We start from the raw sequence: 17386 nt of genomic DNA, 5'->3' as shown, positions 1-17386 counted from the left end.
GGCGTCGAGCGCGGACGGGTCGGGGAAGTCCCGCTGCTCGCCGGTCAGATAGCGGGCCCCGAAGGCGTGCCGGGAGCGAGCGTCCGCCGGCCTAAATCTCCATCACGTACCACTGTCTGCGCGTCTTGCCGTACAGGTACAGGTGCCGTCCTCGTCCGACGGGGCGCGCGTACTGCTTGAGGGGTGTGCCGTTGGGGAAGGTGAGGCACGCCTCTTCGATCAGCAGGACCTCGCTTTCCGTCATGTGGCAGCAGTGGAGCCGGTCTTGCTGTCGGTTGCCGCCGAGCGTGACGATCTCATCCCCGTGCACGGCCATGCCCCGGGGGGCGACCACGGGCGTTTTCCGCAGCCGGATGCGCCCGTCGGTCCGGGCCTCGAGCAGCGGGAAGGTCGGGTAGTTGTAGTAGCTGGCCCAGGCGACGCCGTCGTCGACGTTGAAGGCGTAGACGTCGTCTATGGGGCGGACGCCCTTGGGAGGTGAGTAGCCCCACTGCTGGTTTCCGCCGCTGTCCCAGCGCACCACGCCGTTGGCGCTGATCGGGTCGCCGCTGAAGACGCCTTCGTCGAAGTAGGCGCTCCATACGTGGTGCCGACGGTCCGCCATCATGAACTCGATGCCGCGCCCCATCCGCCGGGCGAGTTTCTGGAGCCGGCGGACTTCCGCGGTATGGACGGCACCCGCTTCGTCAAGGTGTCCTCCCAGCCGTGCTGGACGATCGTCGAGATGACCGGCCGCAGGCCCTCAGACGGCAAAATCGTCGGCTCCCCGGTACTCCTGCTCGCTGATGGCAGGGCCGGCCGCTACTGGCCCGGCCCGAAACTGAAGGACCTGCGGCCCGGTGAGCGTGTGGGCGGTCAGCTGGAGCCGCTTACGCCCGACTCCCTCATCCTCCGCGCGGATGACGACTTCCTGCGGAAGGTGGAACACCACCTGGGCCACGCCGTCGTGCACTACGAGCGCGGCTAACCGTCCTGCACGAGCCTTATCCAGGGTGAATCGCCGTTGTGGCAGGTCAGAGCTTGATCGCCGTGTCAGGCAAGTCAGGCAAGTTGCTCGACGTTGGGTAGCGCGGCGGGCCGCCGACAGGGATCAGGCCGTCGAGGACGTCGACGACGAACTGGGACGCGGGGCATGGCTTCGAACTCGTCTCGTGAGTCGTCGTTCAGCACCGTGTGCGTTTCAGGTGACGGATGCTCAGCGATGGCTGGGCCTGCCGGTCAGTCGATGCCTTCGATGATGCGGAAGTCGCGCTCGACGCCGTCGGGGAGGGCCACCAGCGCCTTCTGGTATGCCTCGCTCTCGTATGCCGCGACGGCCTGTTCAAAGCTGTCGAACTCGATCAGAACGACGCGTTGCGTGATTCCGGCCTCGTGGGCGACGACTCGACCGCCACGGGACAGGAGGCGCCCGCCCCCAGCCCGGACAGCCGGACCGGCCAGCTTCTCGTAGGCAGTCAGCCTCTCAGGGTCGGAAATGGCGGGGTAGACACTGACCCAGTAGCCCTTAGCCATGGAAACCTCCTGTGTTCGGCCGGACACGTCCGACTTCGAATTGACACTCAGATCGATCGATCCCGGCATGCGCAGGTTAGGGCTTGATGTGCGGTCGAGGGAAAGACCGGTACGGGATAGACTCAGAACGGATCGTTATCAATCGGCAGGGAGGGCACGTGGCGCCGGATACGGTGAGCCTGCGGTACTTCCTGGTGCTGGCGCAGGAGTTGAACTTCACCCGCGCGGCCGCACGGATCGGTATCGCACAGCCCGCACTCAGCGCCCGGATGCGCCGATTGGAGGCGGAACTCGGTACGGCCCTGCTGGTCCGCAACACGCGTAGCGTCGTATTGACCACAGCCGGTGCGGCTTTGGCGGAGTCCGCGCCGCCCGCGCTGGCGGCGCTGGACCGGGCATGGGACACCGCCCGGAGCGCGGCGGCCGGTGAACTGGGCACGCTGCGCATCGGATACAGCCTCAGCGCCGGGGCCGAGACGGCACCGGCCCTGGTGGACAGGCTGATTCGCGGCAACAGCGGACTCGAGGTCGGCGCGGTCCCGATGGCGACACCGGAGATCTCCCCCGCGGTCGCCGACGGCCGCATCGATGCCGGGATCACCCGAGGTGAACAGCCGGGCCGTGGCGTGCGCCGGTTCCTGCTGCGGCGTGCGCGCATCGGGGTCCAGCTGGCGCAGCACCATCCGCTGGCCGAACACCCGGAGATCGAGATCGCCGACGCGGCCGCGTATCCGCTGCGACTCCCGGACCGTGCGGCCAACCCCGTGATCCACGATCAGCTGTCCGCACTGTTCCGAGACACCCGACCACACCCCCGATTCCACACGCCCGCAGTCTCTTTCGACATGTCTCAGCGCGACCTGCGCGACGGGGTCACCCTCGCCCCGGCCGGAGAAGCCGCGGCCACGGCACAACCGGCCGGTCTCACCTGGCGACCGCTGCGGGGCGCGCCCAGCCTGACGTTCCACCTGGTCCTCCCACGCGAGCAGTCGCCACTACACCGCCGCATCCGTGCCGTCGCCAAAACCCTTGCGCACGAGCTGCACTGGCTGCCGGACTGACGCGCAAGAGGTCAAGCGGGACGGACGTCTGCGGTGGCGAGGCCGAAGACCCTGCGCCCGGCGGACTTCGCGGTGATGACGACGACGGCGGTCTTGCTGAATGTCCGACACGACCTCGCTACGCCGGCGGATCAGCATCCGAAAGCCTGAGCACGAACGCGCCTTCGAGGTACCTGCCGAGCGGCTGTACCAAGCACTCCAACGGACCCGAGCCGACTGGGCTGCCGACTGCGCGCGATGGCACCGAGACCACGAACTTGCCTAACAGACCCTTGGATATCAGTCAGAAGGCATCCGCAATCCGCTTGCGGTATATGACTTTTCGCTGTTCAGGCATGGTGTGCGGGGTTGGGCGGCAGGGTTTCGGCGTCGGGTTGTCGAGGTCGGAACGGAGTATGTGATGCCGCCGTCGCCGTTGGGATTGCTGGAGGAGCGTCGGGAGGCCGCTCGGGCGCGGGTGGAGGATCTGGAGGCCGAGTTGGAGCGCCTCGAGGGTGAGCTGGAGGCGGCGAGGGCGGTGTTGGAGCGTCGGGTGGTGGCGGTGGAGGAGCTGGCCGAGGCGCTTGCCCCGGCCGGGGATGTCGCGGGGCCGAAGGGGGCGGTGGTGCGGGTGCCGCCGAAGGGGGCGGTGGTGCCGGCGTGGCGGGAGGGTCTGGATCCGGTGGACGCGCTGGCGCCGGACTACCGTCGGTTGGTGGAGGCGGTAGGGTCCGGCGGGCGGGGCGTTGTCGGCCTGACCATGCGGGAGGTGGCGGTCGCGGTCGGCCGGGAGCCGGTCGCCGCGGTGACGGAGAACCTGCGGCAGAAGGCGAGGCGGCTGGTGGAGCGGGGCTGGCTGGAGGTCGACGGGTCCGGGAGCCGGTTCATGCCGCGGCGGCGGGCCCGGGCCGCGGGGTGCCATTCCGGGCCTGGCGGCGGCGGTGGCGGGCGAGGCGCCGACTCATGACCATGGTCATGGACCACAGGATCACGGCCTGGGCGCTGTCGGCGCGGGTCTCGTAGTCGCGGGCGAGGCGGCGTGTGCGCATGAGCCAGCCGAACGTCCTCTCCGCCAGCCAGCGGCGCGGGACGACGCGGAAGCCGGACAGGTCGTCGGTGCGCTTGACGATCTCCACGATCAGGGCGAGCTTGGTCTTCGCCCAGGCGACGAGGTCGCCGGTGTAGCCGCTGTCGGCCCAGATCCTGTGCAGGTGGCGGAACTTGGCCTTCAGTGCGGGGAGCATGTCGGCGGCGGTGGCCCGGTCGCCGGCGTCGGCGGGCGTGACCAGGATCATCAGGAGCAGGCCGAGGGTGTCGACGACCAGGTGTCGCTTGCGGCCGTTGATCTTCTTCGCGCCGTCGTAGCCGCGCGTCGCACTGTGCACGCTGGCCGCGGCCTTGACCGACTGGGAGTCGACGACCGCCGCGGTCGGCTCGGGGTCGCGGCCCTCCGTGGTGCGGACGGCGGCGCGCATCCGGTCGTGGAACTCGGTCAGCAGGCCGGTGTCGCGCCAGCGGGTGAAGAAGGCGTGGACCCGCTTGTACGGCGGGAAGTCGGCGGGCAGCGCGGCCCATTTGACGCCGTTGTCGACGAGGTAGCGGATTGCGTCGAGTGTCTGGCGGTGGCAGTAGCCCTCCGGCCGCCCGCCCCGGCGCTCATCCACGCCGGCGCCGGCAGCAGGTCCCGCACGGCCGCCCACTCGGCGTCGATCATGTCGCTGTTGTAGCGTCGAACGCGCTCGCCGTGGTCGCCCGCGTTGCCGTACCGGTGTGCGAGGCAGTCACACGTTTGGGGAGCGGAGTTGCCGCCGCCCACGGCGGCGGCGTACAAAAGCGGCAACAGGGCCTCCTCGCAGCTTTTCGGTCTCGACAACCTCCAAGCTGTACAGGGGCCCTGTCTTCATGCCGCGACAACACCGAGATCACCCGAATCGGTCACTCGCGAATACTCGTGCTATTCCCAAGCCCCGTGACGGGTTTGCGGATCGCTTCTCAACGGCTTCCTCGTCGACCGCCACGCAGACCCGAGAGGATCCTTTGGGCCTCGTCGCGGACCCCGGCGTCGTCATCCGCGGTGAGCTCATTCAGCTGTTGGATCAGCCGGTCCGCGCCTTCGGTCGTCATCCACTCGGGGTTGCACTCCAGAGCGTCCCCAAGCTGATCTATGGTCCAGAACTCGGCAGCCTGGCTGCTGGCCAGGAGCACGCTGCGGAGGCCAGCGGTGTCCTTGCGTGCGAGCAGTGCCTCGGCCGTCTCCTGGGTGACCGCGGAGTCTCGGAGATCCAAGAGGAGCCGGTGGAGGACGTCCGCCACTTCGTCGATCTTGTCCGACGCTGCGAGTCGCCGACCGACCGCTGCGCGAACGGACCAGTCCGGCGAGTCGGCAGCTTGAATGGCCGCGCTCAGTTCTTGATCGTCGGGAGACACCATGCCCCCAGCCTGCCAGGGGTGTCGTTGATCTCCATTCGATTTCCTAGCGGCGCTGCTGCTTGGCTTTGGTCTGGGCGAGTCGGTAGGACTCGGTGCCGGTCTCGAGGATGGTGCCGTTGAAGGTGAGACGGTCCACGATGGCCGCACAGAGCCGGGGGTCGGTGAAGGTCTTCACCTCCGAACGATTCGTTCGAGGCGATGGCCACGCTGGCCTTCTCCTCCCTTTCCGTCAGAACCTGGAACAGCATCTCGGCGCCGCGGCGGTCCAGTTCGTCGGCCCCGCGCTCGCGGGGATGGTCCCGCGTGGGGTCACGTGAGGATGCTGGCCACCGTACGGAGTAGCCTCGCCCCGAGGAGAGGAGTTCCGTCGTGACTCAGCCGGTGCCCAATGGGGTCGAGCTCATCCCGCGCCCGGAGAAGTCCCCGGCCGCGCTGAAGGCCGCGCTGGCGGTTGTTGCCGTGGACCGGCTTCCGGAGATGATCGATGGGCAGACCCGGGCGATGGCGGAGGCCATCGAGGCCGGCAGTGTCCAGCCGCTCCGCTCGTTTGTGGACCACTGGGCCGCCGTCGTCGAGATCGAGCGGGTGCCGGAGACCGCGCAGGCCTTCCACCGGGCGAACTACCTCGCCAACCACGCCGACACCGCTGCCGAGTGCCGGCAGCATGCCATCCAGGTCGCCGAGCTCTATCGCGCCGCTTATGCGGCGGTGACCGGGTGAACTGGACCTGGGAGTACCTTCCCGACCAGGGACAGGTCGTCGGCGGCTGCCCTGCCGACTTCCTCGCTGCCGTCGAACACCGGGCGGCCGAACTCGTCCGCGTTGCGGAAGCGCTCTACCTCGACGGCACCTCCTACCAGGGCAGCGGCGAGCCGATGCGCTACCTCGACGTCGCCGGTGGCCTGCTCGCCTACTACGTGGTTCCGCGCCTGGAGCTTGTCGTCGTCTGCCAGGTCACGCCACCGCCGGCACTCTGATCCCCGACATCGCAGGGCCGGGCTGAGGGGGGTTTGTGCTGTTCCCCCGGTGCCCGGCACGGCGCGATGGCACGATGAAGTGACCATGGTCAGGGTCGAGTTGGGTTGTCGTTGCCGGGGGACAAGCGGCGTATCCAGACGGCGGTGTTGGGCAGCGCGGAGTCGGAGGAGCCACTGCTCCTGCCGTTGGAAGCGATCGAGCTGGACGCCTTCCGCCAGCACTACGCCGAGCACACCTTCTGGTGCGGGCTACTGCTCGACGGCTGCGGCGCCCAGCTCACCACCAAGCTCTAAACCGACCGGGTGTGCCACTTCGCGCACTTCCCCGACCCGACCAGCCTGCACGTATGCGGCCTCCGGGCCCGGGACGTTGCCAGCGCCGACCACCTGTACGCGAAGTCCGCGGCCGCAGCCTGGCTGAAGGCGCGCGGCCAGCAGGCCAGCATCAGCTACGGCACACCGCTGGGCTCTGTCGTGGACATCCAGTGGGTGCGCCAGGCCCGCGGGCTGCGCCTGCACCTGGACGGCGAGGTGGCCCCGGCGTGGGCCGACGAGGCGGTGGAGTCGGTCCTGGGCGTGTCCGTGCCGGTCGACGATGAGACGCTGGTACGTGCACCGGGTGGGGTTCGACAGCGTCGGAACCGCTCGGCGGGTGAGGATCGGCACGCAGGCTTTCGCTCGGGAGACCGAGTGGTTCGGCCTCGACGACTGCCACATGACCCTGGAGGGCTTCCGGACGCCTGCCGTTGAGCAGATCATCCACGCGCGGCACACCCGATCCGGGGTGTGGAGGCCACCGAGGCCGGAACCCAAGCAGGCGCAGCCGCCGCGACCGCAACCGGTGCGGGGCTCGGAAGCCGCCATTGAGTCAGGTTCAAGGTTCGCCGTGGAGTCGGCGTGCAACGAGATCGAAGCCGCTGGCCGCCGCTGCCCGGTGAAGGCGAAGGGCGCCCAGCCCAAGGTCCGCCACCGCGGCGCGACGCGCGAGGAGTACGTGTTGGAGACCGTGTATAGGACGCCGGCACCGCCCGGCTGCTGCCCCGGCTTCTCAAGGGCCGAACCCGCGGGCCGGTGTTCGTCACCCACCGCCGCCCGGACACGGGCCTGGCCCGCTTGTCGTACGGGCAGGCTCGCGCGCTGCTCGACGAGCACACCGCCCTGCGCGGCCCGGGGACAGGCTGGGACCTGCACGAGTACCGCCACTCTGGACTAACGCACCTCGGCAAGCAGGGCGCCTCGCTGCTGATGCTGATGGCGAAGTCCCGGCACAAGAAGCCGGAGAACCTCCGCCGCTACTTCGAGCCTTCCCCGGAGGCGATCTCAGAGCTGACCAGCCTGCTCGCCCCCGGCGACGCCCGCCCTTGACCGCCTGCGCCCGGCAGAGCTGGCCGAGCTGGTCGATGCGCCACATCTTCTGGTCGGGCAGGTCGGCTAGCTGCGGCGCGTACGTGTATCCGGCGGGGGTGAGCAGGCCGAAGACGATATCGCTGTAGCTCGCGGTGGTGGAGGCCTACGGAGGGAGAGCGGGAGCATGCCGATAGCCACGTCTGCCCCCGAGTTACCGTCCGTCGATCCGGCCGTGATGATCGAAAACGCGGCGTCGTTCAGCGCGGAATCACCCAGCCCGGCCTCCAGGTCCCGGCGGCGTCGTGGCCGGCCGCTGTCGCGGCGAGGTGGCCGCGGAGGGCGGCCAGCGCCGGGTGGGGGTTGTCACGGTGCCAGAGGAGCGAGTGCGGGTAGACGGGCGTCGGGTCGGTCACCGGGATGCGGCGCAGGCCGTGGCCGGCGGGCCAGATGAGGCGGGTGTGCTCGCCCATGAAGGTGGCCAGGGCCGGGGTGTCGGCGATGGTGTCGAGGAGCGCGTCGGAGCCGAAGTTGGGGCCGGTCGCCTCGATGGTGAGGCCGAACTCGGCGACGAGGTCGTCGTAGTAGGCGCCCCACTCGGTACCGGGGACGATGCCGGGCATCCAGATCCGGTGCCCGACGAGCTGGGCGACGGTCACCGACCGGGCGCCCGCCAGCGCGTGGGCGGGCCCGGTGAGGAGCTGGAGCGGCTCGTCGAGCACCCGGACGGACTCGATGTCCTCGGGAAGGGGCCGGCCGGGCGCGGCGACGGCGCGGAAGGACGCGTCGATCTCACCGGACCGGATGGCGGCGACGGCCGTCTCGATCTCGAACAGCATCAGCACGTCGAGGTCGATGTCGGGGTGCGCGTGGTGGAAGCCGCGCAGCAGGCCCGACTGCGCGCCGCGCGAGGAGAGCACGTCGACGCGCAGCGGACGGCGGCCGGTGCGCACGGAGGCGACGGCGCGTTCGGCGATGCGCAGCAGCTCGCGGGCGTGGGGCAGGAACGCCTGCCCGTCGATGGTGAGCTCGGTGCCACGCGGGGTGCGGGTGAACAGCCGCACGCCGAGGTCGCGCTCCAGCGCGGCGATGCGCTTGGAGACGGCCTGTTGGGTGACCGACAGGTCGATGGCGGCCTTCTGGAACTGGCGCGCTTCCGCGGCGGCGACGAAGGTACGTACGGCTTCGAGATCCACGCCGACCCACCTTAGTGAACAACGGATCGTTGTGGAGAGCAGGCATGGTAGTTGTTTGACCTGCTGTTGTGTCGCCCGCTTAGCTCTCACCGGTCAACGTCAGTTTGTTCGAGTGGGACATCAAGGGGCGCGCTGAGCATGGTGGGCAGGAGGCCGTTGGGCCGGCAGTTCGGCTGGCTGTGGGCGGCGTACGCGGTGAGCGCGTACGGGACCGGGCTGGGGTTCGGGGCATTACCACTGATCGCCGTGGTGGTGTTGCACGCCAGCCCCGCCGAGGTGTCCGCGCTGTCCGCGGTGGGGCCCGCGGTGGGGGCGCTGATCGCGGTGCCACTCGCGCCGTGGGTGGAGTTCCGGCGCAAGCGCCCGGTCATGATCGCGATGGACCTGACCCGGTTCGCGGCCATGGCGACGATCCCGATCGCCTATGCCCTCGGCTGGCTCGGTTTCATCCAGCTGCTCGTGATCTCGGCTGTGGTCACCGCGGCCAAGATCGCGTTCAACGCGGCCAGCGGCGCCTACCTCAAGGCCCTCGTCCGACCAGACGACCTGCTGGTGGCCAACACGCGGTTCGAGTCCACGAACTGGAGCTCCATCGCGGTCGGGCCACCGCTGGGCGGGGCGGCGATCAGCCTGTTCGGGCCGGTCACCACCGTGGTGGCCGACGCGCTCAGCTACCTGCTCTCCGCGCTGGGCATCACCGCGATCCGCGGCAGAGAAGAAGCGCCGCAACCATCCGACAAAAGCCCGGTTCGGGCGGGCGTATTGCTCGACGGCTGGCGACACATCATGGGCGATCCCGGTCTGCGGGCGCTCTACCTCAACAACATGCTTGTCTCCGGTCTGATCATGGCCACCGAGCCGCTGCTGGCCATGCTCCTCCTGCGCCAGCTCGGGTTCCCGCCCTGGCAGTACGGCCTCGCCTTCGCCGCCCCTTGTCTCGGCGGACTCATCGGCTCCCGGCTGGCCCGCTGTGTCGTGGCCCGCTACGGCCGGCACCGGGTCTTCCGGACCGTCGGCACCCTGCGCGCCGTCTGGCTGATCGGCCTGGCCTTCGTCCGCCCCGGCATCGTCGGCCTTGTCACCGTGATGACCGTCGAGCTGGCGATCATCATCAACATGAGCCTGTACACCCCGGTGCTCGCCACCTACCGGCTCGAACGCACGCCCAAGCACCTCGTCGCCCGCACCCTGTCGGCCTGGTCGATCGGCCAGCAGGCGTCCATCGCCGTCCTCACCGCGCTCGGCGGGCTGCTCGCCGACGTCACCAGCCCACGCACCACTCTCACGGTCGCGGGACTGCTCATCCTGGCCAGCCCGTTCCTGCTCCCCCGACGCGACCAGACGTCGCAGCACACGCCGGAACCGGCCCGCAGCCACGCATGACCCACCGCAAACCACCGCTCAAGCCCGCAGGGCGCAGCCGGTCCGCCGGTACGCGTGGCACATCATCAGCAAGGAGAACATCCGTATGAGCACTGCCCCCGCACTCGACCCCGCGCACACCGCTCTTCTCGTCATGGACTGCCAGCCCGCGATCCTGGCCGCGCTTCCCGAAGACGGGGACCGCGAGGCCCTGCTCGGTCGCATGGAAGGGGCCATCGCCGACGTTCGCGCAACGGGCGGCACCATCGCCTACGTACGCGTCGGCCTCACCGAGGCCGACTGGGACGCGACCCCCGCCGTCAACAAGTCCTTCGCCCCGCTGGCTCGACACCGTGTCATGCACCACGAGGACCCTGCCACTGCCATCCACGAGCGCCTGGCTCCCCAGGACGGCGACATCATCGTGCGCAAGATCCGCTACGGCGGCATGTCCACCACCGATCTCGACCAGCAGCTGCGCGAACGCGGCATCACCACTCTGGTCGTCTCCGGCATCAGTACCAGCGGTGCCGTCCTGTCCACCGTCATCGACGCGGCCGACCGCGACTACCAGCTCTACGTCCTGTCCGACGGCGTCGCCGACCCAGACACCGAAGTCCACGACATCCTGCTCAGTCGGGTCCTCCCCTCACGGGCCCACATCGTCGACAGCGCCGAGCTGCACGCCCTGCTCCGGGTCGAGTGATGGGCTCGGTTGGTGTGCGGGCGGTCGGGTGTCGGTGGCTGTCCGGTCGAAGCCGAACGTCTCCATCCCCCGCGGGGGGGAGTCGAGTTGGACCTTGCACATGATTCGGCGGGCTGGACCGCGAGACAGCATGGGGCCATGGTCACGTTTGGGACACCGACAATTGCTGCCGTCTCCGAGAGTCGGCCCCCTGCCCGTTGGGTGGTCCGCGTCGCGCACATTGCGGCACTCACTGCTGTGCCGTCCGGGATCTGGCGCACCGGACGACCACGATGTGCGGGCAGAACACCGGCGCGATGCTGGTCGAGCACTGGCAGCCGGCTGGCCCTGGCGGCCACTGGTACCCACCGGGCTGGGCATGGCGGATCCGCCCCACCTGCGACATCGCCGCCCGCGCAGGCTGATCCCCGGGTCAGCACCTCATCGTCCGTGCCCGCCAGGATCCCAGCCGCCACCTGCATCGGGCGCAACATGGAGTGGACGAGGCGCGCGATGCCGACTGCGATCGCCAAGCTGTCGATCAGCTTCTCGCTGGTTTCTGTGCCTGTGACTGCGTCCGCCGTATCGGCCGACCACAGACCGATGGTGTGCTGCTGTAGACGAGTCCGGTGCCACTGAGGTCGAGCATGTCGTCGTGACCACGTTGACGCTCTGCAGTGTGGACATCGAGCAGGAAGGGTTGGCCGGGTACGGGTACTCGTGGTCCCCGCTGAGGCCGACGGCCTGCGACACGTGCCGGTCTCTTGCTGTCGATGTCGATGCGCGATGGCCGGTCGGTCGGCGCGGCCGGTCCTGAAGGCGTCGGTCGCCTTCGCGCCACTGGCCGGCGGCGAGAGGAGCGCCGGGGGCACATCTCGGCAACGGCCCCGGGGCCAGCGAACGGCCTGGGTGCCGCATCCTGGTCGGTCAGCCAGTGATGGAGAAGAAGATCGTGTCCTGGGTGTACCAGTCGATGTTCTTCGTGGCGTACTCCCATTCGTTGTGCTCGAACTCAAGCTTGTCGATCAGTTCTCGGACGTCGTAACGGAAGCTCTCGTCCATGCGGTCCAGCACGGCACGGTAGGCGTCGGCAGCGGGCTTGGCCTTGGCCAGGGGGAACATGCCGATGTGCGGGCCGTCCACGGGGTAGGGGATGTGGAAAGGGATCTCCTCCGGCGGCCCGAAGAACAGATGGTCGTGCAGCAGCAGATCGGCACTCACGCCCAGGCGGCGCAGTTCGTCGTCAACCAGGCCGAAGAAGGTGGAAGGCTTGGAATAGACACCGAGATCGGCGGGATCCGACGCGTTGCAGTCGATGATGTGCTGGAGAGCGCGATAGTAGGCGCCGGCCGCGTACTCGGCGTCCGAACTCGCGTGACCGGCCAGAAGGTGGTCGAGCGCGTCAGGGATGGACAAGCCCCAGTCGATGCCCTGGCGGTCGAGTTCGAGCTGGCTCCTCTGTGCCCTCTCGCGCATCATGCCGAGGACGCGTTGCTGGTCGGACGTAAGGCTTCCGGCGGCTCCGAGGAACCCCAGGACGTCGGCTTTGTCGGCAGTGTTGTACGAGATGATCCGGCTCATGATCGCTAGCATGCCAGCCGCCACCGACACCGGGCAGGCGGGGTGCATGGCCCGCTTGAGTGCCTGCTGGTTCCGGTGCCGCCCCACCGGCGTCCAAGGGCGCGGCCCCCAGTGTGAGCCGCCGTTCGGCTGCGTCAGCTCCGGCGGTAGAGGCCGCCCCGGGCACTGTCGGAGGCGTGCCCGTGGTGGTCCTGGTAGCCGGGTGGCCCGGTGCTGGGAAGACCGAGGTCGCCGATCTCATGCAGGCAGCGCTGGCCCGGCGCGGGGGTGCGGTACGGATCTGCGGCGACCTCTACAAAGCCGCCCACCCCTGGTATACGCGGCTGCTGGCCGAGGACTCCCGCACCGGCCGGGCATCGAGACCGCCGGCCGGGAAACGCGCAGGGCCCGGAGGACTGATCCTCCGGGCCCTGCGACCACTGAGTAGCGGGGACAGGATTTGAACCTGCGACCTCTGGGTTATGAGCCCAGCGAGCTACCGAGCTGCTCCACCCCGCGTCGGTGACACCGACCCTACGGCACAGTTCTTCGTAGGGGAAACCGAATGTCGTCGATCGCAGGCCGGCGGAGGCCGAACTCACATCCCTCGGCGAGGAGTTCGACGAGTTCGCCTCCGCCGGAATCGGTCAGTCGGCGAGTTGGCGCTTGAGGAGGAAGTTCCAGCGGTCACCGGTGTACGCGTTCACCGGGCCCACCACCTCCCAGCCCTCCTTGCCGAGCTTCTCCAGATCGCCGACGTTCCTGCCCCCGGGCTGGGCGACGGCCCAGCTGTACTCCCAGTGCGGGACGGTCTGGATCTTGGCGGCCAGCGCCTCGGGGCAGGGGCGGTGTCGGCTCTTGAAGAAGGGGCACCGCTCGGGGGCCTGTCGAACCGTGCCCTCCAGCGGAAGTACGGCGTCGGCTTCCTGACGGTGAAGAAGGCGCTGGAGTCCGCGGGGCCTGAGCCGCAGGTTGGCGACGTGTGCGTCTGCTGGACCGACCGCCGGATCCTGGAGGACTGCCCCCCACTGTCCGGCCACTGTTCGAGCCGTGCCCCTGGGGCGGCCGTCAGAGGCTGGCCTCGGCGAGGATGCGGTCCATCCGGGCCCGCGACAGCATGGGGTTGGCCGCGGCGTCCTCGGCGGCCTCGGGCTCTGGGTCCGTCAGCAGCCGATCCAGCAGGTCCGCGGTGACGTTGGGGTGCCGGGCCGGGTGCGTTTGCGGCCGGGGGTGAGGACCAGGGCGACGGGCGGGTAGCCCTCGTGGCCGGTGGGCGGGTACGCGGTCCTCCAGTGCCGGTAGGCGTGGACGGCGGCCCCGTTGTGGCGGGCCGCGTTCGCCCGGGCCTACCTGTGTCTGAACCCAGAGCCGCCCGACAGGACCGGAGCGACGTAGGAAGAGAAATGAACGCTCTACCCTGCGCTCTCGAGAGGCAGTAGACCCGGCAAGAGAGTCATGGGTGTCGCGATACGCGCCGGGGACCCTTTCCTCGCACGTGATCCAGTTCACAGGGAGAAGGTGCATAGTGGGCCGGGCGCCAGTGCCTTTCAACAGGTACAGGCGTTCGGAGGTTGGAGAGGCGGTGCTGGGTGAGGCAGTCGCGAGCGGATGGTTTCGATGAGTTCGTCGCGGCTCGCTGGTCGGCGCTGTTCCACCTCGCGCGCCTGCTCACTGGCGGAGACCGGCACCGGGCCGAGGACCTGCTTCAGGACGGGCTCCTCAAGCTGTGGTCCGCCTGGCCGAAGGTCGCCGGGCAAGCCCCCGAGGCGTACGTGCGTCAGGTTCTGGTGCGTGCGGCGGCCCGCTCGGCCCGTCGGCGCTGGTGGGGCGAACGTCCCACCGAGGAACTGCCCGAGACGGCCGGCTGTCAGGATCTGGCCGCCGTCGTGGAGGAACGCACCCGGCTGGAGGCCGCACTCGCCCTCCTGTCGGCCCGGCAGCGGGCCGCGGTCGTCCTGCGCTACTACCAGGATCTGCCGGAGCGCCAGGTCGCCGAGGTGATGGGCTGCCCAGTGGGCACCGCCCGCTCCCTGACGTCGCGCGGGGTGGCGAAACTGCGGCAGGCCCTGACCGAAGTCAGCGAGCCGGTGGGGTGAGGGAGAAACACATGGATCATTTCGAACAGGAGCTGGCACGCATGATGCGCGACACCCAGGAACACACCCCCTTCGAACCCCGGCACCGCGAGCGCCTGCAGGCTGGCGTGCGGGCGCGCCGCCGCACCCGGGCAGCCCTCATGACAGGCGGCTCCCTCCTGCTCCTCACCGGAGTCGGTGTGGGCCTTCCCGCCGCCTTCGCCCATGACCATCACACCACCACCCCGACCTCCACCACCACGTCCACCCCCGCGCCCGTTCCGACGGCGACTCCGACGGTGATCCCGACCGCGATTCCGACGGTGACCCCGACGGCTCCCGGCACCCCCATTGCGACGGTGATCCCGACCGCGATTCCGACGGTGACCCCGACGGTTCCCGGCACCCCCATTCCGACGGCGACTCCGACCGCGATTCCGACGGCGACCCCGACGGCTCCCGGCACCCCCATTCCGACGGCGACTCCGACCGCGATTCCGACGGTGACCCCGACGGCTCCCGGCACCCCCATTCCGACGGCGACTCCGACCGCGATTCCGACGGCGACCCCGACGGCGAGCCAGTCCCGATAGGAGAAGGCCGGACCAGCTGCGGCCCGAAAGACTGAAATGACGGGCCGCAGCTGGATTCCGGATATCTCGTCCGGCATCGTTTCGTGCCCCGATGCGCCGATCAGCTGGTCGTGACCTGGACCGGCTCGACGAGCACACGGAAGAAGGCCGATTCGGCTGGGCGCTGCATCCTGCCGCAGGGACTGGACTGTCTTCACTGCCCTGCCTGCACCCGCCACCGCCATGCGACGGCTCCCGACCGTTGCGGTCGGGCCTTCTTGTTATTGCTGCCAGGCGGGGGCGGTGGCGAGGGTGGTGAGCTGGTCGAGGGTCAGGGCCGGGGTGCCAGGTTGGGCGTCGTAGCCGGTGGTGCCGTTGTTTTCGGAGATGCTGACTCGGGTGCCGTCGGGGAGGAGGGCATCGGCGAGCCAGCGGACGGGTGGGGTGGGGGAGCTCTTGGTGGTGCCGTAGGTCGACGTGATGACGTCGGCGCCGTTCTGGGTGTGGGTTAGCTGCTGGCCGGTTGCGAGGTTGTTGAAGAGGCTTCGGGGGTTGTGGTCCTTCATCCAGTGGGGCGTGACCGAGATGGACAGCAGACTGGTCCGCCCGTCGACGGTGACTGTGAGGTGGGCCATGCCCGGGGTGGTCTGCGGAGCGCTGCCGTGGTCGCGCTGGATGCCGGACGGCAGGAGGCTGTCGGCGGTAGACAAGATGGCGCTGGGGAGGGGGAGTTGGGGGCTCGCGGGGGTGTTGGTGGAGGTGGTGAACACCTCGAACACCGGGTTCCAGGCCGGGCTGCTCACCACGGCGGCCAACTGGTCGGCAGACAGGGCGGGTTCGGCGCGGGTCAGCGGCGGGCCGGCGGTGCGGGAGTTCATTTCGTCGAGGCGGACGCGGCGGCCGTCGGGGCCGGTCCAGATCGCGGTCCAGGTGGAGGTGGGGCCGCCACCGGGCTCGGGCTTGAACTTCTCGATGACGAGGATCGAGCCGTCCGTTCCTACGGTTCGGGTACAGCCTTCGGTGGGACGCTCGGTCGGATCCGGGCATTGAGTGCCCTGGGTCCCCGCACTGATCGGCAGTGCGACCCAGTCGGTGCTGAGGGTGATCGCCGAGGCGCCGTGGCCGTCGTCGTACGCGACGTGGGCCATGGGGCCGCCCTGCGGGGCGCTGGAGCCCTCGCCGTATGTGTCGTCGATCCGGCCGGGAGGGAGCAGGGAGGTCAGGGTGTCGATCATGAATTGGCCGGTGATGGCTGGGTTGGTCCGTGGGCGGCTGGCCGCCGGTGCGGTCACGCCGCCCGGCTGTATGGCGACGCTGAACAGACCGGCCAGCGCCAGCGCGGCGCACGCGCCGGCGGCCGTGGCAGCGCGGCGGCGGAGGACGCGGCCCCGGCCGAGGCGTTCGCCGGCATCGGCGAGCACGTCGCCGGGCGTGTCGGGGGCGAGATCGGCGGCGTCCCGCAGCAGTTCGGAGAAGGCGTTGTCGAAAGGCATGGTGGGAGAACTCTCCTGAGAGGATCAGTGACGGACGAACTCGTCGAGTTGGTCGCCGAGGACAGCGCGGATGCGCTCCAGCGCCCGGCTGCTGCGCGAGCGGACACCGCTGGCGCTCAGTTGGAGCGCGGCGGCGGTCTCCTCGACGCTGCGGTCCTCCCAGAAGCGCAGCACCAGCACGGCGCGGTCCTGCGGGGGCAGCGCGCTCAACGCCCGTAGCAGGGTCAGCCGTAGTGAGGGGTCGGGATCGCTGACCGCGACCTCGTCAAAGGTGTCGGTCACCCGCTCACTGCTCGCCCGCCGCCGGCGGTGGGACAGGAAGGTGTTGACCAGCACGGTCTGGGCGTAACCGGCCGGATTCCCCAACCGGGCTATCTTGCGCCATCGTCCGTAGATCCTGCCCAGGGCTTCCTGTACGAGGTCCTCCGCGAGATGTGCGTCACCACCCGTCAACAGGTATGCGGTGCGCAGGAGATGACGCCCTCGCGAGGCCGCGAACTCCCGGAAGTCCGGCGGCTGCGCCGGACCGGGACTGGTCGATGGATGCTTCATGTCTATTTAACGCGACGTGTCTGTCGTCGCGTCCCAGGCCAGTTGGACGATCCGTACTCAAGGCATGGCCAGTATGTCCGAGGGTCACGGCGTCGATCTCTCGGCGATCCTCAGATGTGAGCCCCCGGACAATTCGGCGCCGGTACGGATGTGTCCGGGCTGTCCGGTTAGCTGTCGTGACCTGGGAGAATCGACCGGACAGGGCCCGGACAGTCCCTGCCGGTGTCCTGGCTGCCCATCCCCTCAGTTGATGCCGCATCAGCCACTCCCGCGAGGTGGGGGGTTTGCAGCCAAGGTGCTGGGCTCCGGTGTGGTGCTTGATCGGCGGCTGACGTCTGCGGCGCAAGCGGCCCAGTCTCCAGCGCTCGCCGTCTGCCACTGGACGGCAATCTGGATGTGGACGCCGAGCATCCGGGCGAGGCCGGCCCCGCGTCGCAGCAGCCAGGTGGCGTAGGTGTGGCGGTACTGGTGCGGCTCGAACGCGATGCCCGTGGATCGACACCCAGAGCGTGAAGACCTCCACCAATGTGGCCGTGACCAGCCAGGGAACCGACGCCGCGAAGAAGATCGTCGGTCGGAAGCGAGGGA

21 protein-coding genes, 1 tRNA gene and 4 pseudogenes are annotated in these 17386 nt (G+C 69.4%); 13 read left to right on the top strand and 13 right to left on the bottom strand.

All coding sequences use genetic code 11. The annotated features are described in order from the left end of the window. Positions 1–91: 91 nt before the first annotated feature. A complete protein-coding gene (locus ACWDAK_RS38020) occupies positions 92–604 on the bottom strand; it encodes a hypothetical protein (protein WP_427396015.1) in 513 nt (170 codons plus the stop codon). Between ACWDAK_RS38020 and ACWDAK_RS38015 the strand changes: the two genes are divergently transcribed. Continuing rightward, positions 584–967 carry a hypothetical protein gene (locus tag ACWDAK_RS38015; RefSeq protein ID WP_427396016.1) on the top strand — a complete coding sequence of 128 codons (384 nt, stop codon included), beginning with the start codon at positions 584–586 and terminating at the stop codon, positions 965–967. The genes ACWDAK_RS38020 and ACWDAK_RS38015 overlap by 21 nt on opposite strands. Positions 968–1218: 251 nt before the next feature. On the opposite strand, the gene ACWDAK_RS38010 is transcribed toward ACWDAK_RS38015, so the two are convergent. Next, complete coding sequence (locus tag ACWDAK_RS38010; protein WP_280703198.1) at positions 1219–1512, bottom strand: DUF1330 domain-containing protein; 294 nt, start codon at positions 1510–1512, stop codon at positions 1219–1221. Positions 1513–1670: 158 nt separating this feature from the next. Here ACWDAK_RS38010 and ACWDAK_RS38005 point away from each other — a divergent pair, with 158 nt between their 5' ends. Next, positions 1671–2573, top strand: a complete 903-nt coding sequence (locus ACWDAK_RS38005; protein WP_094222930.1) for a LysR family transcriptional regulator — start codon at positions 1671–1673, stop codon at positions 2571–2573. 400 nt (positions 2574–2973) lie between these two features. After that, a complete protein-coding gene (locus ACWDAK_RS38000; protein WP_344641518.1) occupies positions 2974–3519 on the top strand; it encodes a hypothetical protein in 546 nt (181 codons plus the stop codon). Here the strand turns inward: ACWDAK_RS38000 and ACWDAK_RS37995 are convergent. The 3 genes and pseudogenes from ACWDAK_RS37995 to ACWDAK_RS37985 form a co-directional block, all read right to left on the bottom strand. Then, complete coding sequence (locus ACWDAK_RS37995) at positions 3437–4216, bottom strand: IS5 family transposase (protein ID WP_427396017.1); 780 nt, start codon at positions 4214–4216, stop codon at positions 3437–3439. The genes ACWDAK_RS38000 and ACWDAK_RS37995 overlap by 83 nt on opposite strands. Before the next feature lie 328 nt (positions 4217–4544). Then, positions 4545–4982 carry a hypothetical protein gene (locus ACWDAK_RS37990; RefSeq protein WP_344641243.1) on the bottom strand — a complete coding sequence of 146 codons (438 nt, stop codon included), beginning with the start codon at positions 4980–4982 and terminating at the stop codon, positions 4545–4547. A gap of 43 nt (positions 4983–5025) precedes the next feature. Next, positions 5026–5269 (bottom strand): annotated as a pseudogene (locus ACWDAK_RS37985) (ATP-binding protein); the annotation flags it as partial. Between the two features lie 82 nt (positions 5270–5351). On the opposite strand from ACWDAK_RS37985, the gene ACWDAK_RS37980 reads away from it, so the two are divergent. The 5 genes and pseudogenes from ACWDAK_RS37980 to ACWDAK_RS37960 all read left to right on the top strand — a co-directional run. Further along, positions 5352–5702 (top strand): hypothetical protein, encoded by a 351-nt coding sequence (locus ACWDAK_RS37980; RefSeq protein ID WP_344641244.1) that lies wholly within the window; start codon positions 5352–5354, stop codon positions 5700–5702. After that, positions 5699–5959 carry a hypothetical protein gene (locus ACWDAK_RS37975; RefSeq protein ID WP_344641245.1) on the top strand — a complete coding sequence of 87 codons (261 nt, stop codon included), beginning with the start codon at positions 5699–5701 and terminating at the stop codon, positions 5957–5959. Before ACWDAK_RS37980 ends, ACWDAK_RS37975 begins: the two co-directional genes overlap by 4 nt. A gap of 144 nt (positions 5960–6103) precedes the next feature. After that, on the top strand, positions 6104–6253 hold the full coding sequence (locus ACWDAK_RS37970; protein ID WP_344641246.1) for a hypothetical protein: 150 nt from the start codon (positions 6104–6106) through the stop codon (positions 6251–6253). Between the two features lie 9 nt (positions 6254–6262). Next, the gene (locus ACWDAK_RS37965) at positions 6263–6709 is read left to right on the top strand and encodes a hypothetical protein (protein WP_427396018.1); all 447 of its coding nucleotides are present in this window, start codon (positions 6263–6265) and stop codon (positions 6707–6709) included. Positions 6710–6875: 166 nt separating this feature from the next. Further along, positions 6876–7324, top strand: a pseudogene (locus tag ACWDAK_RS37960) (site-specific integrase); the annotation flags it as partial. Here the strand turns inward: ACWDAK_RS37960 and ACWDAK_RS37955 are convergent. Both ACWDAK_RS37955 and ACWDAK_RS37950 read right to left on the bottom strand, forming a co-directional pair. After that, positions 7311–7460, bottom strand: a pseudogene (locus ACWDAK_RS37955) (Tn3 family transposase); the annotation flags it as partial. The pseudogenes ACWDAK_RS37960 and ACWDAK_RS37955 sit on opposite strands and share 14 nt — an antisense overlap. A 103-nt stretch (positions 7461–7563) precedes the next feature. Next, positions 7564–8499 (bottom strand): LysR family transcriptional regulator, encoded by a 936-nt coding sequence (locus ACWDAK_RS37950; protein ID WP_344641247.1) that lies wholly within the window; start codon positions 8497–8499, stop codon positions 7564–7566. A gap of 138 nt (positions 8500–8637) precedes the next feature. Here ACWDAK_RS37950 and ACWDAK_RS37945 point away from each other — a divergent pair, with 138 nt between their 5' ends. Beyond that, complete coding sequence (locus ACWDAK_RS37945) at positions 8638–9882, top strand: MFS transporter (RefSeq protein ID WP_427396019.1); 1245 nt, start codon at positions 8638–8640, stop codon at positions 9880–9882. 85 nt (positions 9883–9967) lie between these two features. Further along, complete coding sequence (locus ACWDAK_RS37940; RefSeq protein ID WP_427396020.1) at positions 9968–10567, top strand: cysteine hydrolase family protein; 600 nt, start codon at positions 9968–9970, stop codon at positions 10565–10567. A 906-nt stretch (positions 10568–11473) separates the two neighbouring features. Here the strand turns inward: ACWDAK_RS37940 and ACWDAK_RS37935 are convergent. Then, positions 11474–12127, bottom strand: a complete 654-nt coding sequence (locus tag ACWDAK_RS37935; RefSeq protein ID WP_427396021.1) for a DUF7691 family protein — start codon at positions 12125–12127, stop codon at positions 11474–11476. 59 nt (positions 12128–12186) lie between these two features. Between ACWDAK_RS37935 and ACWDAK_RS37930 the strand changes: the two genes are divergently transcribed. Beyond that, positions 12187–12570 carry a zeta toxin family protein gene (locus ACWDAK_RS37930; RefSeq protein ID WP_449806553.1) on the top strand — a complete coding sequence of 128 codons (384 nt, stop codon included), beginning with the start codon at positions 12187–12189 and terminating at the stop codon, positions 12568–12570. Here the strand turns inward: ACWDAK_RS37930 and ACWDAK_RS37925 are convergent. After that, a tRNA-Met gene (locus ACWDAK_RS37925) sits at positions 12552–12625 on the bottom strand. The genes ACWDAK_RS37930 and ACWDAK_RS37925 overlap by 19 nt on opposite strands. 128 nt (positions 12626–12753) lie before the next feature. Continuing rightward, positions 12754–13146: a hypothetical protein gene (locus ACWDAK_RS37920; RefSeq protein WP_427396022.1), complete on the bottom strand. Its 393-nt coding sequence runs from the start codon at positions 13144–13146 to the stop codon at positions 12754–12756. A 549-nt stretch (positions 13147–13695) separates the two neighbouring features. Here ACWDAK_RS37920 and ACWDAK_RS37915 point away from each other — a divergent pair. Further along, positions 13696–14202 carry a SigE family RNA polymerase sigma factor gene (locus tag ACWDAK_RS37915; RefSeq protein ID WP_344641252.1) on the top strand — a complete coding sequence of 169 codons (507 nt, stop codon included), beginning with the start codon at positions 13696–13698 and terminating at the stop codon, positions 14200–14202. A 211-nt stretch (positions 14203–14413) separates the two neighbouring features. Here the strand turns inward: ACWDAK_RS37915 and ACWDAK_RS37910 are convergent, their stop codons facing one another. From ACWDAK_RS37910 to ACWDAK_RS37900, 3 genes are all read right to left on the bottom strand, one after another. Beyond that, positions 14414–14851 (bottom strand): hypothetical protein, encoded by a 438-nt coding sequence (locus ACWDAK_RS37910; protein WP_427396023.1) that lies wholly within the window; start codon positions 14849–14851, stop codon positions 14414–14416. Positions 14852–15034: 183 nt separating this feature from the next. Continuing rightward, positions 15035–16246: a hypothetical protein gene (locus tag ACWDAK_RS37905; protein WP_427396024.1), complete on the bottom strand. Its 1212-nt coding sequence runs from the start codon at positions 16244–16246 to the stop codon at positions 15035–15037. A gap of 24 nt (positions 16247–16270) precedes the next feature. Then, positions 16271–16798 (bottom strand): SigE family RNA polymerase sigma factor, encoded by a 528-nt coding sequence (locus ACWDAK_RS37900; RefSeq protein ID WP_344641255.1) that lies wholly within the window; start codon positions 16796–16798, stop codon positions 16271–16273. Between the two features lie 494 nt (positions 16799–17292). On the opposite strand from ACWDAK_RS37900, the pseudogene ACWDAK_RS37895 reads away from it, so the two are divergent. Beyond that, a pseudogene (locus ACWDAK_RS37895) lies at positions 17293–17386 on the top strand (IS5/IS1182 family transposase); the annotation flags it as partial.

The sequence above is a fragment of the Kitasatospora sp. NPDC001175 genome, from assembly GCF_053598215.1.
This window is presented reverse-complemented; position numbering and strand designations above follow the sequence as displayed.

What these genes read in the sequence shown, in the direction of transcription:
- ACWDAK_RS38020 (WP_427396015.1), bottom strand. Translation starts at nt 604, where the DNA reads ATGGCGGACCGTCGGCACCACGTATGGAGCGCCTACTTCGACGAAGGC.
- ACWDAK_RS38010 (WP_280703198.1), bottom strand. Translation starts at nt 1,512, where the DNA reads ATGGCTAAGGGCTACTGGGTCAGTGTCTACCCCGCCATTTCCGACCCT.
- ACWDAK_RS38000 (WP_344641518.1), top strand. Translation starts at nt 2,974, where the DNA reads ATGCCGCCGTCGCCGTTGGGATTGCTGGAGGAGCGTCGGGAGGCCGCT.
- ACWDAK_RS37990 (WP_344641243.1), bottom strand. Translation starts at nt 4,982, where the DNA reads ATGGTGTCTCCCGACGATCAAGAACTGAGCGCGGCCATTCAAGCTGCC.
- ACWDAK_RS37945 (WP_427396019.1), top strand. Translation starts at nt 8,638, where the DNA reads ATGGTGGGCAGGAGGCCGTTGGGCCGGCAGTTCGGCTGGCTGTGGGCG.
- ACWDAK_RS37940 (WP_427396020.1), top strand. Translation starts at nt 9,968, where the DNA reads ATGAGCACTGCCCCCGCACTCGACCCCGCGCACACCGCTCTTCTCGTC.
- ACWDAK_RS37935 (WP_427396021.1), bottom strand. Translation starts at nt 12,127, where the DNA reads ATGAGCCGGATCATCTCGTACAACACTGCCGACAAAGCCGACGTCCTG.
- ACWDAK_RS37910 (WP_427396023.1), bottom strand. Translation starts at nt 14,851, where the DNA reads ATGCCGGACGAGATATCCGGAATCCAGCTGCGGCCCGTCATTTCAGTC.
- ACWDAK_RS37905 (WP_427396024.1), bottom strand. Translation starts at nt 16,246, where the DNA reads ATGCCTTTCGACAACGCCTTCTCCGAACTGCTGCGGGACGCCGCCGAT.
- ACWDAK_RS37900 (WP_344641255.1), bottom strand. Translation starts at nt 16,798, where the DNA reads ATGAAGCATCCATCGACCAGTCCCGGTCCGGCGCAGCCGCCGGACTTC.